Origin of the sequence: Micromonospora sp. L31 (assembly GCF_052068075.1) — a bacterium.
Lineage (GTDB): Bacteria > Actinomycetota > Actinomycetes > Mycobacteriales > Micromonosporaceae > Micromonospora > Micromonospora purpureochromogenes.
In genome coordinates this window covers 100795-116374 of sequence record NZ_JBQHDC010000004.1, presented here as the reverse complement: position 1 = coordinate 116374, position 15580 = coordinate 100795, and the positions used below count along the sequence as shown (strand labels likewise).

At 72.3% G+C, this 15580-nt stretch carries 12 protein-coding genes; 7 read left to right on the top strand and 5 right to left on the bottom strand.

All coding sequences use genetic code 11. From position 1 onward, the window contains the following. Window positions 1-58 precede the first annotated feature (58 nt). From ACTMS9_RS13290 to ACTMS9_RS13270, 5 genes are all read left to right on the top strand, one after another. Entirely contained in the window at window positions 59-235 is a 177-nt protein-coding gene (locus tag ACTMS9_RS13290; RefSeq protein ID WP_441165045.1) for a hypothetical protein, read from the top strand. Window positions 236-327: 92 nt separating this feature from the next. Further along, on the top strand, window positions 328-4095 hold the full coding sequence (pglY, locus tag ACTMS9_RS13285) for a BREX-2 system ATPase PglY (RefSeq protein ID WP_441165044.1): 3768 nt from the start codon (window positions 328-330) through the stop codon (window positions 4093-4095). Next, entirely contained in the window at window positions 4092-6833 is a 2742-nt protein-coding gene (pglZ, locus tag ACTMS9_RS13280; RefSeq protein ID WP_441165043.1) for a BREX-2 system phosphatase PglZ, read from the top strand. Before pglY ends, pglZ begins: the two co-directional genes overlap by 4 nt. Then, window positions 6830-8155 carry a BREX system ATP-binding protein BrxD gene (brxD, locus tag ACTMS9_RS13275; protein ID WP_441165042.1) on the top strand — a complete coding sequence of 442 codons (1326 nt, stop codon included), beginning with the start codon at window positions 6830-6832 and terminating at the stop codon, window positions 8153-8155. Before pglZ ends, brxD begins: the two co-directional genes overlap by 4 nt. Continuing rightward, a complete protein-coding gene (locus tag ACTMS9_RS13270) occupies window positions 8155-10260 on the top strand; it encodes a DEAD/DEAH box helicase (protein ID WP_441165041.1) in 2106 nt (701 codons plus the stop codon). The genes brxD and ACTMS9_RS13270 overlap by 1 nt, the downstream gene beginning before the upstream one ends. A gap of 61 nt (window positions 10261-10321) precedes the next feature. Here the strand turns inward: ACTMS9_RS13270 and ACTMS9_RS13265 are convergent, their stop codons facing one another. Next, the gene (locus ACTMS9_RS13265) at window positions 10322-10840 is read right to left on the bottom strand and encodes a hypothetical protein (protein WP_441165040.1); all 519 of its coding nucleotides are present in this window, start codon (window positions 10838-10840) and stop codon (window positions 10322-10324) included. Between the two features lie 194 nt (window positions 10841-11034). On the opposite strand from ACTMS9_RS13265, the gene ACTMS9_RS13260 reads away from it, so the two are divergent. Continuing rightward, the gene (locus ACTMS9_RS13260; RefSeq protein WP_441146803.1) at window positions 11035-11472 is read left to right on the top strand and encodes a ribonuclease domain-containing protein; all 438 of its coding nucleotides are present in this window, start codon (window positions 11035-11037) and stop codon (window positions 11470-11472) included. Window positions 11473-11529: 57 nt separating this feature from the next. After that, on the top strand, window positions 11530-11949 hold the full coding sequence (locus ACTMS9_RS13255; protein ID WP_441165039.1) for a barstar family protein: 420 nt from the start codon (window positions 11530-11532) through the stop codon (window positions 11947-11949). Here ACTMS9_RS13255 and ACTMS9_RS13250 read toward each other — a convergent pair. From ACTMS9_RS13250 to ACTMS9_RS13235, 4 genes are all read right to left on the bottom strand, one after another. After that, window positions 11921-12637, bottom strand: a complete 717-nt coding sequence (locus tag ACTMS9_RS13250) for an HD domain-containing protein (RefSeq protein WP_357610744.1) — start codon at window positions 12635-12637, stop codon at window positions 11921-11923. The two genes, ACTMS9_RS13255 and ACTMS9_RS13250, sit on opposite strands and share 29 nt — an antisense overlap. 59 nt (window positions 12638-12696) lie before the next feature. After that, on the bottom strand, window positions 12697-13137 hold the full coding sequence (locus ACTMS9_RS13245) for an ATP-binding protein (RefSeq protein ID WP_441165038.1): 441 nt from the start codon (window positions 13135-13137) through the stop codon (window positions 12697-12699). Between the two features lie 49 nt (window positions 13138-13186). Continuing rightward, window positions 13187-14194, bottom strand: a complete 1008-nt coding sequence (locus ACTMS9_RS13240; RefSeq protein WP_441165037.1) for a LacI family DNA-binding transcriptional regulator — start codon at window positions 14192-14194, stop codon at window positions 13187-13189. 532 nt (window positions 14195-14726) lie between these two features. After that, on the bottom strand, window positions 14727-15482 hold the full coding sequence (locus ACTMS9_RS13235; RefSeq protein ID WP_441165036.1) for a hypothetical protein: 756 nt from the start codon (window positions 15480-15482) through the stop codon (window positions 14727-14729). Window positions 15483-15580: the final 98 nt, after the last annotated feature.

The window sequence follows — 15580 nt, the reverse complement described above, 5'->3', positions numbered from 1 at the left end:
CTTCCAGGTCAGCTTCAGCCCACGCAGCCCCCGTTGGGGCCATCGAGCAGGCGGCCTGGTGCTGGAGGTGTCCGTCATGTCGTCCCCCTGGCAGCCGGGGGCGCGATACCGCGCTCAACAGGGGAAACCCGTCGTCGTTGACGCGTCGATGAAGGTGTTCACCCACGCTAACAAGCAGGCCGTCGCCTTCGCGGCCGTCGTGCCGCCTCCGAAGCGTGACACCCAGACAATCTGACAAATGCCGTGAATCGGAAAGGTCTTGGCCTCGCCGCACGTCGACCTGCTCGGGTCATGACGGCATGTTCGGTGATCGGTACGGTATGCAGCATGTCTTCGCCCAGCCCTGCGCCGCTGCTCCGGGAGTTCATCGACATCCCGGAGCGCACGAGCGTGAGCGACTTCGTGCTCAGGCTCTCCGACAGTGTCGCCGACGCCGATGCCACCCTCCGCGACTACGTTGTCACGGATGGGCTGCTCGGCAATTTCGACGAGGCGCTCGGGCTGATCCGCTCCGCGGTCGAGGGCCACGCCTCCAAGGCCGCGTACCTGCACGGCTCCTTCGGTTCCGGTAAGTCGCACTTCATGGCGGTGCTGCACGCGCTGCTGCGCGGCGAGGCAGCCGCCCGGGGCCGCGACGAGCTGGCCCCGCTGGTCGCCAAGCACAGCGTCTGGCTGGACGGGCGAAAGTTCCTGCTCATCCCGTACCACCTGCTCGACGCCCGCTCGCTGGAGCAGCGCGTCCTCGGCGGCTACGTTGACCGGGTCCGCGCGCTGCACCCCGAGGCGCCGATCCCGGCGGTGCACCGCACCGACGCGCTGCTGGAGCAGGCCGCCTCGCTGCGGGAGAAGATCGGCGACAAGCAGTTCATCGACGGCCTCCCCGGCGGGGACGCCGAGGACGAGTGGGGCGAGACCGAGACCTGGACGCCCGAGCGCCTCGACCAGGCGTTCGCCGGCGCGTACTCCGACGAGCTGCGCCGCAAGCTCGTCAACGACCTGCTGACCAGCTGGAACAAGGGCTTCTTCAGCAACGCCCGGGAGGACGCCGAGGCCTTCGTCTCGCTTGACCGGGGGCTTACCGAAATCAGCCGGCACGCCAAGGAACTCGGCTACCACGGTCTGATCCTCTTCCTCGACGAGCTGATCCTCTGGCTGGCCAACTCGATCGGCGACCAGCAGTTCGTCTCCCGCGAGATCCAGAAGATCACCAACTTCGTCGAGGGCGGCGACACCCGCCGGCCCATCCCGGTGATCAGCTTCATCGCCCGGCAGCGTGACCTGCGCGAACTCGTCGGCGAGGAGGTCACCGGCGCCAACGAGCTGAGCTACCAGGACACCCTCAACCTGGCCAGCGGCCGGTTCGACGTGATCAAGCTGGAGGACCGCAACCTCCCGGAGATCGCCCGCCGCCGCCTGCTCAAACCCCTCGACACCACGGCCGCCGAGGCGATCCGCAAGGCCTTCGACGCCACCACCAAGGTACGGCGGGAGGTGTTCGACACCCTGCTCGGCACCGACTCCGGCAGCGGCGCCGACATCGACGCCTTCCGGTCGACGTACCCGTTCAGCCCGGCGTTCCTCTCCACCCTCGTGCACGTCTCCAGCGCGCTGCAGCGCTCCCGGACCGCGCTGAAGCTGATGCGCCAGCTCCTGGTGGACCGGCGGGAGACCCTGCGCCTCGGCCAGCTCGTGCCGCTCGGCGACCTCTACGACGTGATCAGCGGCGGCGGCGACCAGCCGTTCACCGAGAAGCTCAAGGCCGAGTTCGAGATGGCCCAGAAGCTCTACGACCTGAAGCTGCGCCCCTACCTCCTCGGCCAGTACGGCCTCACCGAGGACGACCTCGACGCCGCCCGCCGCGGGGACGCGCTGCCCGCCGAGGCGACTGGGCGTATCCGCGCCTTCACGGGTGACGACCGCCTGGTCAAGACGCTGCTGCTGGCCGCCCTGGCACCCAGCGTCCCGGCGCTGCGGAACCTCACCGCCCGTCGTCTCTCCGCCCTCAACCACGGCAGCATCACCAGCCCGATCCCCGGCGGTGAAGTCGCGCAGGTCAACCGCAAGCTCGCCGACTGGGCCGGCCAGTTCATTGAGGTCCGCATCGGCGAGGGCGACGACCCGGTGGTGTCGCTGGAGCTGGTCGGCGTGGACGTCGACAGCGTGCTCGCCACCGCCAAGCACTACGACAACGAGGGCGCCCGCAAGCACATCGTCCAGCGGTTGCTCTGGCAGCAGCTCGGCGTGCAGTGGAGCGACTCGTTCTTCGCCGAGGCGGGGCTGAACTGGCGGGGCAGCCGCCGCGTCATCGAGCTGGTCTACGGCAACGTGCGCGACGCGAACGACATCCGCGACGAGGCGTTCCACCCGAACGACCCGGCCGGCTGGCGGATGATCATCGACTATCCGTTCGACGACGGCAGTCACGGACCGGCCGACGACCGGCAGCGGGTGCAGGACCTCATCAGCCGGACCACCTCCCGCACCGTGTGCTGGATCCCGGCGGCCCTCACCGTGGAACGCCTCACCGAGCTGGGCAAGCTGGTCATCATCGACAAGCTGCTCGAAGGCCAGCGCTTCGACAGCCACGCCGAGCACCTCAACCCCGACGACCGGCGCCGCGCGCACGCCGCGCTGACCAACCAGCGCAGCGCCCTGCTGTCGAAGATGCAGGCGGTGCTCCGCCAGGCGTACGGGCTGGCCGCCAAGCAGGCCACCGACGTCGTGCTCGGCTTCGACGACCACCTCCAGTCGCTGACCCGGGCGCTGGAGCCCAAGCTGCCCATGGGCGCCACCTTCAACGACGCCCTGCGCAGCATCGGCGACCAGATGCTCGGCCAGCAGTATCCGGCCCACCCGGACTTCGACCCTGACCGCAAGGGCGATCCGATCCGGCTTGCCGACGTCAAGGTGGTGCTCGACCACGTCCGCCGGGCCGTCGAGTCGCCCGAGGGGCGCGTCGAGGTCGACCGTCCGCACCGGCAGACCGTGCGCCGCATCGCCAACCCCCTCGGTCTGGGCACCATGCACGAGGCGGCGTTCGTCATCGAGGGGGAGTGGGCCCAGCACTTCCAGCACCGGGCGGCCAGCGAGGGCATCAGCGGTGAACTGCGGGTGGCCGACCTGCTGCGCTGGATCGACGACCCGAAACCCCGGGGCCTCGACCCGATCGTCGCGCAGCTCGTCGTGGCGACCTTCGCCGAGCAGACCGACCGCGCCTTCTACTTTCACGGCAGCGAGGTGATCCCGGCTCCGGAGCTGGGAAAGATCACCGCGGATTACACGCTCCGCGAGGAGCGGCTGCCCAGCGAGGAGGACTGGCAGTCGGCGCGGACCCGCTCCGCTGCCATCTTCGGCGTCCAACCGCTTGACCTGCGCCGAGGCCGGCTGGTGGCACTCTTCGGCCGCGACCTCACGACCCAGGCGGCCCGCCACCGGGAGGCCGCCCACGGGCTGGTCGCCCGCTTGGACCAGCACGCGACCTGGCTGGCAATCGACAAGGAGTCCGGCAACGGACGGCTGGCCACCGCCCGCGCCGCCGCCGACCTGCTGGAGGCGTTGGCCAACGGGCGGTCGGCAGTGGAGACCGTCGAACGGCTCGCCCGTGCTGAACTCGCCGGCCCGGCCGACCGGACCGGTAAGAGCATCATGAGCGCCGCCCAGGTTTCGGCTGCGCTCGCCGCCGCGCCCTGGGACACCTTCGAGATCGTCGCCGGGCTGCCCGAGCCGTATGCGGTCGAGGCGGCGGCAATCCTCGGCGAGCTGCGCCGGGTGGCTCAGGCCGACGAGCTGACCGCCCCGCTCGCCCCGGCCCTGCGCCGCGCCCAGACCGACTCCACCGCCCTGATCCGCCGCGCCACCCGAAAGCCGGACGTCGTGTACGTGCCCGGCCGCGACGACGACCCGGCCGACATCGTCCATCCGCGCCGCCCGATCGACCAGGACACTCCCCGGGTTCCTGAGGTCGTCGTCGACCAGCCGAGCGGGCGGATCTCGGTGCCGGCCGGCGACCTCGACCGAGCTGTGGAGCAGCTGCGCGCCTTCGCCGCTGACCAGGGCGACGCGACCATCGAGGTGACCTGGAGAATCGTGCCGTGACTCAGGCACCCGCACCAGCCCAGGCGCTGCGGATCAACCCGGTAGCCCTGGCCCAGAAGGCGGCGCAGCAGCTCGGTCGGCACCGCAACGGTGAGGCGTACCCGGTGATGGTCGTGCGCGCCGAGCCCGCCTGGCCGCACGACCCGGCGTTCCTGTTGCCCGACGGACGCCAGGTCCGGGTCGTGCCGTGCGTGTCCCCGCTGGCCATCTGGGAGCACCTCGTCGCCGACCGCGGCGACGAGGTGCTGGTGCTGCTCACCGACATCCCGGAGTCCGATCTCGGGCACGGGGTACGCAGCCGGATCTTCCGGCAGAAGGTCCACACCATCGAGCCCTGGGACCTGGTCGTGGACGCCTTCGGCGCCCAACTGCCCGACAGCGCGCTGGAGCGGGAACGCTGGGCCGGCCCGGCCCTGCTCGACGCCATGCCGCCGGCGGGATGGCCGAAGCTGACCACCGCGGTGCTGACGCGCGACGTGGCGTTGCGGCACCTTGCCGCCGTACGCCTGGGACTGGACCGCCGCGGCGGGAGCCCGGACGACCTCGACGTGGCGGCCCTGCTGCGCTGGAGCGCCGAGCCGTCGGCCGTCGACGCGTACGCGCTGCTCGGGCAGGAGGAGCGGGACGGCCTGGCCGGGTGGCTGGTCGAGCAGCTCGGCCGGCCGGCCCGGGCGCTCTTCGCCCTCATCGACGCCGGCCACGGCGCGGACGCCCTACCACTCGGTCTCGTGTGCGACGCGCTGTGGACCACGGACAGTGCGGAGGCGGTGCGGGCGCAGGGGCGGATCGACCAGTACTTCGGCAACCTCAACGACGATGCCACCGTGCAGGGCTTCGCCGCAGCGGCGGTGCAGCTGGTGGGCGCGATGCTGACCGCTCGCGAGCGGCAGACGCGGCTGCAGGGAAACGCGGTGCTGGACCGGGCCGAGGAACTCCTCATCCAGTTCAACGCGACGGCCAGCGCTAGCCACAGCCCGATCCTCCGCACCGGCTTCGCCCGACGTGTCACCGCCGCCGCGCAGGCGCTGCGGGCCGCGCTCCGTGACCCGGCCGACCGCGCGCTTGACGGCGCGGTCGACGCGCTGGCCGGGCACCGGCTGGCTGACGTGGAAGCCACCCGGGTCAACCGGATCCGGATGGGCCAGCGGCTCGTGCGGTGGCTCGGCACCGAGCAGGAGCCGCCGGCGAGTGTGGCCGACGGGGTGGACCAGCAGATCGGCCAGTGGGGCTGGGTCGACGTGGCGCTCAACCAGGTCTGGGCCGGCGACGACGCCAACCCGGAACTGCAGGCCGCGTTCCGGGAGATCCACGACCGGGCGCAGCAGCGGCGGCGGGACCTGGATCAGGCGTTCGCCGGGCGTCTCGCGGCGTGGGCGACCGCCGGCCCCGGCAACGACGGTGGCCTGCTCACCGTGGAGAACCTGCTGCCCCGAGTCATCGACCCGCTGGTCAAGGCCGACCGGCCGGTGCTGCTCGTCGTGCTCGACGGGATGAGCGCCGCCGTCGCCGTGCAGCTCGCCGACGAGCTGTCCCAGCACTGGGTCGAGTACGACCCGCTCGCCGGTGCCGCCTCGGGCCGCCGACGGGGGGTCGTGGCCGCCCTGCCCACCCTGACCGCGGTGTCCCGGACCTCGCTCTTCGGCGGCGCTCTCCGCGAAGGCAACCAGGCCCACGAGAAGAAGCTCTTCGCCGACGGTCGGTGGGGCAAGGGTTCCCGGATCTTCCACAAGGGGCCGGCCAAGGGTGGGGCCGGCTGGGCGTACGCGGGCGAACTGGCCGACGAGGTGGCCGGCACGGCGCCCGTGGTGGCCGTCGTGATCAACACGGTGGACGAGTCGCTGACCCACGGCCGCGAAGGCGACGAACCCGGCTGGCAGCTCGACGACCTCGGCTTCCTGCGCAGCCTGCTCGACCAGGCCCGCTCCTCCGGACGCGCCGTCGTCATCACCAGCGACCACGGGCACGTGCTGGAGCGGGGTGGGCAGCACGTCAAGGCCACCGACGCCGCCTCCGCCCGGCACCGCACCGGACCCGGCCCGACCGCCCCCGGGGAGGTGGAGCTGACCGGCCCCCGGGTGGTGGCCGACGGCAAACGGATCATCGCGCTGTGGGACCCGATGCTGCGCTACCGCCCCAGCAAGGCCGGCTACCACGGCGGCGCCTCACTCGCCGAGGTCACCATCCCGCTGCTGGCGTACCTGATGCCGAACGCGACGCAGCCCCCGGCCGGCTGGGCTCCCGTCGAGAGCAGCCGACCGGACTGGTGGGAGGCGTCCGCGCCCGCTCCGGTTCCGGCTGCCCCTACGGCTCCGGGGCCCGCACCCCGGCCGCGCCGCAAGGCGCCTGCCGTCACCGGAGACGCGCTGTTCGACGTACCGGAGGCACCCAGCGCCCCCGCCGCGGCACCGCCGGTTGGAGACGGCGATCTGGTGGCCGCGGTGCTAGCCACCGAGCTGTTCGAGGCGCAGCACGGCCTGACCCCGCGCAAGGTGGACCGCAAGAAGATCGAGGCGGCGTTGCGTGCGCTCGTCGACGCCAAGGGCGTGCTGCCGTTGGCCGTGGTCGGCCAGCGGGCCGGTGAGCTGCCCGGACGGGTGGGTGGATTCGTCAACACCCTGCAGCGGATCTTCAACGTCGACAACTATCCGGTGCTGTCGCAGATCGACGAGGGGCGCACGGTCAAGCTGGACATCGCGTTGCTGCGGACGCAGTTCGGCCCGCCGGGGGGTGCGCCGTGACCGCCGTCAGCCCGGCGCGGCGGCGAGAGGTCATCGACGCGTTGCGCCGGGGTGCCGTCCCGTCGGCGGGCCTAGACCTCTTCGCCGTCGGGCTCGACCGGTTCACAGTCGCGGTGGGGGAGGACCTCGACACCGTCACCGCAGGCGGTTCGGTGTTCAAGGCCGTCCGGGGTGAGTACGGCTCCGGCAAGACCTTCTTCACCCGCTGGATCGCCGAGCGGGCGAAGCGCGCCAACTTCGCCACCGCCGAGGTGCAGGTCTCCGAGAACGAGACCCCGCTGCACAAGCTCGAGACGGTGTACCGGAGGTTGACTGAGCGGCTCACCACCTCGACCTTCCCGCCAAGCGCCCTGCGACCCGTGGTGGACGGCTGGTTCTACGCGTTGGAGGAGGACGTCCTCGCGGCGGGGGACGTGGCGGCCGAGGACGCGGACGCCCTCGACCGGGCGGTCGGAGTCCTGCTCGACCAGCGGCTCGCCGCGGTCAACCGCACCGCCCCAGCCTTCGCCGCCGCGCTCCGCGGATATCGGACCGCCGCGCTCGCCGGTGACCAGGCGACCGCCGACGCGGTGCTGGCCTGGCTGGGCGGACAGCCGCACGTCGCCGCGTCCGCCCGCCGGGTCGCCGGGGTACGGGGCGACCTCGACCACTTCGCGGCGCTGAGCTTCCTGCAGGGCCTGCTCGCGGTGCTGCGCGACAGCGGCCATCCGGGGCTGCTGCTGGTCCTCGACGAGGTGGAGACGCTGCAACGGGTCCGCTCGGACGCGCGGGACAAGGCGCTCAACGCGCTGCGCCAGCTCATCGACGAGGTGCACTCCGGGCGCTTTCCCGGGCTCTACCTCGTCATCACCGGCACGCCGGCGTTCTACGACGGGCCGCAGGGCGTGCAGCGGCTCGCCCCGTTGGCCCAGCGACTTGCGGTCGACTTCACCACCGACGCCCGGTTCGACAACCCTCGGGCGGTGCAGATCCGGCTCGCCGGCTTCACCGTCGACTCTTTGGTCGAACTCGGCGGCCGGGTGCGGGACCTCTACGCAGACGGCGCCACCGCGCCGGACCGGGTGCGTGCGCTGGTCGACGACGCGTACCTCGGCCAGTTGGCGCAGGCCGTGGCCGGTGGGCTGGGCGGCAAGGTGGGGGTGGCCCCGCGCCTGTTCCTCAAGAAGCTGGTCGGGGAGGTGCTCGACCGGGTCGACCAGTTCGGCGACTTCAATCCGCGTGAGCATTACGCCCTGACCATGTCGGACGCGGAGATGACCGACGTCGAGCGCAACGCGACCAGGGCCGACGAGATATCGCTCGATCTCTCCGCGGACCGCTGATGGCCGGCGCGGACCTGCTCCACCCGGTCGTGCTGCACCACGTGGTGAACTCGCTGCAGTGGCCTGGACTGCGCCCACTGCAGGAGGCCGCTGTCCAGCCACTGCTCGACGGGGACGACGCCCTGCTGCTCGCGCCGACGGCCGGGGGCAAGACCGAGGCAGCGGTGTTCCCGCTGCTGTCACGGATGGCGCAGGAGAACTGGTCGGGCACGACTGTGCTCTACATCTGCCCGCTCAAGGCGCTGCTCAACAACCTCCTGCCGAGGTTGGAGACGTACACCGGTTGGCTGGGCCGCCGAGCCGCGCTGTGGCACGGGGACACCACGATGGGGCGCCGTCGGACGATCCTGCGCGAGCGTCCCGACGTGCTGTTGACCACACCCGAGTCGTTGGAGTCGATGCTGGTCAGCGCCGCCGTGGACGAGGGTGAGTTCTTCCGCCACCTCCGTACGGTCGTGGTGGACGAGGTGCACGCGTTCGCCGGCGACGACCGCGGCTGGCACCTGCTGGCCGTACTGGAACGGCTCAGCCGGGTGGCGGGTCGGCCCGTCCAGCGGGTCGGGCTATCCGCGACCGTCGGCAACCCGGACGAGCTGTTGAGCTGGCTGCAGGGCTCCGGCCGAGCTCGTCGGCCAGCCCGCGTGGTGTCACCGGTCGCTGTCGCCACCGCGTCCGCACCGCCCGGCGAGGTGGAACTGGACTACGTCGGTTCGGTGCACAACGCCGCCAAGGTGATTGCGACGCTGCATCGGGGCGAGAAGCGCCTGGTGTTCTGCGAATCGCGGGCGTTGGTGGAGGAACTCGGTCAGAAGCTGCGCGAGATGCAGGTGAAGACGTTCCTCTCCCACGCGTCGCTCTCCGTCGAGGAGAGACGGCGCGCCGAGGAGGCGTTCGCGCAGGAACGCGACTGCGTCATCGTGGCGACCAGCACGTTGGAACTGGGCATCGACGTCGGCGACCTGGACCGAGTCATCCAGATCGGCGCCCCACGCAGTGTCGCCGCCTTCCTGCAGCGCATTGGTCGGACCGGTCGGCGACCGGGCAGTGTCCGTAACTGCCTGTTCCTCGCTCTCGACGGTGACGGACTGCTGCACGCGGCCGGGTTGCTCAACCTGTGGCAGGAGGGCTGGATCGAGGCCGTCGTGCCGCCGCCTGAGCCGCGGCACATCGTGGCCCAGCAGGTGCTCGCCCTGTCGCTTCAGCGGCACCGGGTGGGTGACCAACTGTGGCCGGAGGAGTGGAACGGACTTCCACCGTTCGACAGGAGTGCCGAGGTCATCGTGCGCCACTTGGTTGAGCACGGATTCCTCGACTCGGACTCCGGCATGCTGTTCATCGGCCCGGAAGCCGAACTGCGGTTCGGACGGCGCCACTTCATGGACATGCTCGCGGTCTTCACCGCACCACCGGAGTTCACCGTGCTCTCGGGGCGTGCCGAGATCGGCCGGACAGATCCGGCCCTGCTGACCGCGAAGGTGCAGGGACCCCGCCTGCTCCTGCTCGGCGGACGCAGTTGGCGGGTCACCCACATCGACTGGAAGCGGCGCCGCTGCTTCGTCGAGCCGGCGGACGGTGGTGGCAAGGCGTTGTGGATGAGCGGAGCCTCACCGCAGGGCCTGTCGTACCGGATGACCCGGGCCATGCGGGATGTGCTCGTCGGCGCCGACCCGAAGGTCGCGCTCACCGCTCGCGCCACGACGAGGCTGGCGGCACTTCGCGATGACGCAACCGCCACGGTGCACCCGGGGGGCTCCGTGGTGGTTCGGGACAGAGAGGGCGAGGTCCGCTGGTGGACCTGGGCCGGTTTCCGGGCCAACGCGACCCTGATCGCCACCCTGAGCGATCTCGCTGACCCGACGCAGCGGTACGACGACGCCAGCATCCGACTCCGCTCCGATCTGGATCGGGAGATGTGGCGCGTCGCGACGGCAGACGTCGACCAGCGGATCTGCCTGCCTGACGTGACTGAGAAGGCGCTCGCCGGGCTCAAGTTCAGCGCCGCCCTACCGCCGCGCCTGGCTGCCGCAACGCTTGCTGTGCGGCTCGCGGACGTCGAGGCAGCCGCCGCGGTCCTCAAGGAACCCGTACGGTTCGCCTATCTCTGATCTGCCGGTCGGGGCCGGGGCTCTCCGCAGCAGGGTGCTGGCGCGCGGTGGCAAGCACCCGCTAGGCGGCGGCGCCGCAGTACACGCACTCGTTGCGCTCGGACCAGTCCTTGCGGTCCAGCGTCCCCGGATCGATCGCCCGGTGCCCGAAGTGCCGGCGCACCGCCATCCGGAACGTCCACAGCTTCTCGGCGAACCGGTGGTACGCCTCGTGCCCCTCGGCGGTGCGCAGATCCGCACCGGTGCGGATCAGCCGCTGCATGTCGACGAGCCGGTGGAACGCGTCCTCGCCCGCCACCACCAGCTCCGGCGTGCCGGACATCAACAGCCGTTCCCGTTCCTGGTACGCCCCGGACTCGCTCATCGCCCGGGTGGTCGCGGCGCGATCACCGGCGGCGGTGTTGCGCAGCATGCTGTGCGCGGTGCCCAGGGCGAGCGCGAAGTCGATGCAGGTGCGCCACCGGTCGAGGTCCCGGTCCCGGTCCCGGGTGTCCCGTTCCCGCCGCAGGTCGACCAGGAAGCTGCCGGAGAGCGCGATGATGGCGCCCGCTCCCGTGCTCAGCAACGGCATCCAGTCCATGCCGGACATCGTGCCATCCCCAGGGAAGCAGCCAAGATCGCGCCGACGCTCCACCGGACGGCGGCACCGGGATGTCATCGACCGTTGTGGACGAATTCGGGCACCGGGACTTCCCGCGCGAGCCCGCCGGGTCGGACACTGGGGCTCGACATCGATCGATGCCTAGTGATCCGGAGGGCTCGTTGACCACTCTTGTGACCCCGCCCGCCCCGCTCACCCGCCTGCGCCGCCTGGTCGGCACGTTCGCCCTGCTCACCGCCATGGTCGCCGGGGCGCTCGTCGGCCCGTCCGTAGTGACCCCGGCGCTCACCGACGCCGCGTCCGCCGCGGTCTACAGCTCGTGCACGATGACCCGCTGCGCGGACGCCCGCACCGCCCGGTCCGGCTGGGCCGCCAAGGGCTTCCCGACCAGCCGGGGCTGGTACACCTGGAGCGGCGGCCTCTACAACTTCGCCGGCGGCCAGTTCTACAACCGGGAGGGCCAGCTCCCCGCCAACGCCACCTACCACGAGTACGACGTCTACCCCCGGGCGTACGGGGCCTCCCGGGACGCGTACCGGATCGTGGTCAACCGGAGCACCGGGGTCACCTGGTTCTCGCCGGACCACTACGCGAACTTCTACCGGCTCTGAGCCGGCAGTGGTCGGGCCGGTACCGGCCGGCCCGACCGGAGCGGGGAGGATGACCGGATGGACGCGCCCGACCTGCCACCGTGGCTGGAGCTGACCGCCGACCCCATCGCCGACCCGACCGCCGGCACGGTCGTCGTGCCGGGCGCCGACGCCCGCAGCCGCGCGGACCTGTTCGGGCTGCTCGCGCAGGTCCTCGACCTGCCCGAGTGGTTCGGGCGCAACTGGGACGCGCTGGCCGACTGCCTGCTCGACCGAGACGACGCCGGCCCGCTCGCCCTGCGCGTCGATGACGCCGAGCAACTCCTCGCCGACGAGCCGCCCGCGCAGCTCGCCACCCTGCTCCGGCTCTGCGACGACGTGTGGTCGCACGGCCGGTACCCGTTCCGGCTCGTCCTGCGCACCACCGGCGACCGGCTGCCCGCGCTGGGCCGCCGGGTCCGGACCGGGCTCAGTTGGGCTGGTCGAGGATCGCGCTGAACCGCTCCTCGGCCAGGTCGAGCTGGGCGAAGATGTGTCGCTTCACCGGCGCCGACAGCGGGGTGTCGGGCCGGCTGATCAGGTCGCGGAAGACGGGCACCAGCGGCCGGTACTTCGCCGCCGACCGGGCCACCTTCGGACCGATGGTGTAGACCACGCCCACCCCGTTGTCCGTGAAGTCGGACACCTTGATCACCCGCGCCCAGGGCTCCCGGTCCAGGCTGGCCGCCACGTGCTCCCGGTACTGGGCGTTGCGGTCGCGGTCGGGGTCGTACTCCGGGTTGGTGACCGCGGCGACCAGCCGGGCGACCCGCGGGCCGAAGCGCGCGGCCAGCGTGGCCAGCGCCGCCGCCGTCGGGTCGGCGACGTCGGTGCCAGCCAGCTCGCCCGGATGGTCCTCCACCGCGTCGTGCAGCAGGCCGGCGACAATCACGTCCACGTCGCGCACCTGGTAGTGGTGCATCATCCGGATCGCCACCCGCAGCAGGTGGTTGAGGTACGGCTCGCGCACCCGCCGATCGTCGCGGTGCAACTCGGCGGCGAGGTCGAGGGCGGCGCCGAGCCGCTCCCGCGCGGCCGGGTCGAACGCCCGGATCTCCAGCCGGAACCGTTCCAGCAGGCCGGGTTCGCCGTGGATCTCGGTGATCGCGTGCATCGGCATGGTGGCGAGGTACGGCGGGAACTCCATGCACCACTTATAGCCGATCTTCACTACCGGCCCGACCCGGGCGTCGCGTACGCGACCGCTCAGGCGGTGCCGGAGAGCCGCTTGACCAACCGCACGACCGTCCCGTGCGGTGTGCCGTCGATGACCGCCTCGTCCATCAGCCGGGCCATGATCAGCCGGCCCCGGCCCCGCTCCCCGCCGTCCACGCCGTAGCCGTGCTCGATGGCGTTGGCGCAGGCCTCCCCGACTGCGATCAGCACCGCCTCGACGTCCGACGCACCCACCCCGAGTCCGGCCAGCCAGCCCCGCAGCGCCTCCCGGGTGTGAGCCGGCCACGGTGCCGGGCGGCGGTACGGCCGGCACCAGGTGCTGGTCGCCGACGGCACTCTCGAGGCGCCCCGGCACCGGTCGACCGGCTGCTCGACCTGCCCGCCCGAAAGTGGGCGGAGCTGGACCTCGACGCGCGGGGACCGGTCCGCCCGGCCGCGCCCGTAACCCACGACCAGGAAGGGAGCGCGCATGACGTCGGTCGCCAGCCCGCTGCCGGAGCTGCGGTTCGAGCGAGGACGGTCAGGCGGGGGCTGGGCCGAGACTGTCGCGGCGGACGAGTTCGGCGGGAAGCACCTCGACCCGGGGACGGTCGACGGCCGGTTCCAGGGCCAGGGTCATCGCGCGGGCGCCCAGTTCCACCAGGGGCAGCCGGACGGTGGTCAGCGCGGGCGTGACGTCGGCGGCCACCGGCATGTCGTCGAAGCCGACGACGGAGACCTCCTCGGGGACCCGGACGCCCCGGGCGCGCAGCAGGGTCAGCGCGCCCACCGCCATCGAGTCGTTGAGCGCGGCCAGCGCGGTCAGCCCCGGCACCGCCGCCAGCAGCTCGTCGGCGGCACGGGCTCCGCCGTCGCGGGTGAAGTCGGCGTACCGGACCCGTTCCGGCGGCAGCGCGGCACCGAGCCCCTCGGCCACCCCGCCGAGGCGGTCGCTGGTGGTGGTGAGCTCCCGGGGACCGGCGATCACGCCGACCCGGTGGTGCCCCAGCCGGCGCAGCTCCGCGCCGAGCCGGCGCGCGCCGTCGGCGTTGGCCGGCATCACCGCGTCGCCGGGGTGCTCGTGCCGGCCGATCACCGCCACCCGGCCGCCGGTCGCCTCGTACGCGGCCAGCTTCTCGGTGAGCCGGGCGGTGAAGGCGGGGTCGTGGTAGCCCGAGCCGGCCAGCACGATGGCGGCGACCTGCTGGCCCCGCAGCATCTCGACGTACTCCAGCTCGCGCTCCGGGTCGCGGTAGCTGTTGCAGATGATGACCAGCCGGCCCCGGTCGGTGGCCACCCGTTGCAGGCCCCGGGTCACCTCGGCGGAGTACGGGTCGGAGACGTCGTGCACCACCACGCCGACCACGCTGCGCTGCGGCCGGGCCAGCAGCTGGGCGTGCGCGTTCGGGACGTACCGGAGGTCGGCGACGGCCCGCAGCACGCGCTCGCGCAGCTCGTCGGCGACCGGCTTGCTGCTGCCGTTGATGACCCGGGAGGCGGTGGCGGGGGAGACGCCCGCACGGCGGGCGACGTCGGCCAGCGTCGCCAATGGCCACCCCCTGCCCGCCTCGGTCCCGCGTCCCGCGGTCGGGCACAGGCTACCGTACGGGTGTCAGGAAAGCCCTTGCCTGTGCTGCGGGCGGCCGCCTACGACTGCTAGGAAAGCGCCTGCCTGAGCCGTGCACGAGCAGATCGCCCGCGTCGGCGCGCGGATCGCCGCGTTCCAGGTGGCGGACTGGGTGACCCCGCTGCCCGAGGGGGTGCTGCTCGGCCGGGCCCTGCCGGGGGAGGGCTGCGTCGAGCTGCGCCGGCTGTGGCAGGCGGTCGACGCGGCCGGCTACACCGGCCCGGTCGAGGTGGAGGTCTTCCGGCCGACCTCTGGTCCCGCCCCGGACCCGAGATCCTCGCCGCCGCCATCACCGCCCACCGCACCCACCTCGTCTGATCCCCTCACCCCCCGTTCCCGCGCCGCGGGGTCGGCAGTCGGGATCGTGGAGGGTTGTTGTCGTCCCTGCGACAACAACCCTCCACGATCGCGCCGACGCGATCGAGGGGCGGCGGGCCGCTGGTGGCGAGCCGGGTCAGCGGGTGGGGAGGGCGGCGGTCACCCGGACGGCCTTGACGATGGCGGGGATCGAGCCGATCAGGAGGACCAGGCCCCAGACGATCGCGACCACCGCGAAGACCAGCGCGCCCACGTCGTCGAGGATGCTCACCACGACGACCGGCACCAGGTTGTGCAGGAACTCCAGCAGCACCGTGCAGAGCAGCGTGGTCAGCGCCAGCAGCACCAGCCCCTTGTTCTGCAGGAAGCGGGGCTGGGCGAGCAGCAGCAGCGCCACCCAGACCAGCTTGAGCAGCAGCACCAGGCCGAGCAGCAGGCTCGCCTCGCCGACCGGGAAGAAACCCCACAGCGCCAGGTACGCCAGCGTGCCGAAGGGCGCGGCCAGGAAGAGCGAGACCATGATGGACAGCTCCACGAAGGCGAGCACCAGCATCAGCAGCGACACCAGGATCAGCACGATCGAGAAGACCAGCGTCGCCACGCCCTGCACCCGCCCCTGGACCCGGTCCGGCACCACCAGGCTCAGGCAGAACAGCCCCGTGGTCCAGAGCGCCACCACGTCGATCAGCGCCAGATAGCCGGTGCCCCGACCGGAGGGCTCGTCGACCCGGCCCACCTCGCCGACGTCCACCCCCAGGTCCTGCGCGCTGGCCCGCAGCGAGCCGCCCGCGTCCCCGCCGCCGGTGAGCAGCGACGAGCCCAGCTCCACCCCGACCACCAGCGCCACGGCCAGCAACGCCAGCAGCAGGAACGGCTTGCGCAGCTCACCCACGACGGGCCTCCTCGCGGGTCGGGCCGAGCCACGGCAGGAGGCTTCGGCCGACCGTCGTCGGGCCCGGCGCGGCGTTCGCTGTCGAGGCCGCCGCGATG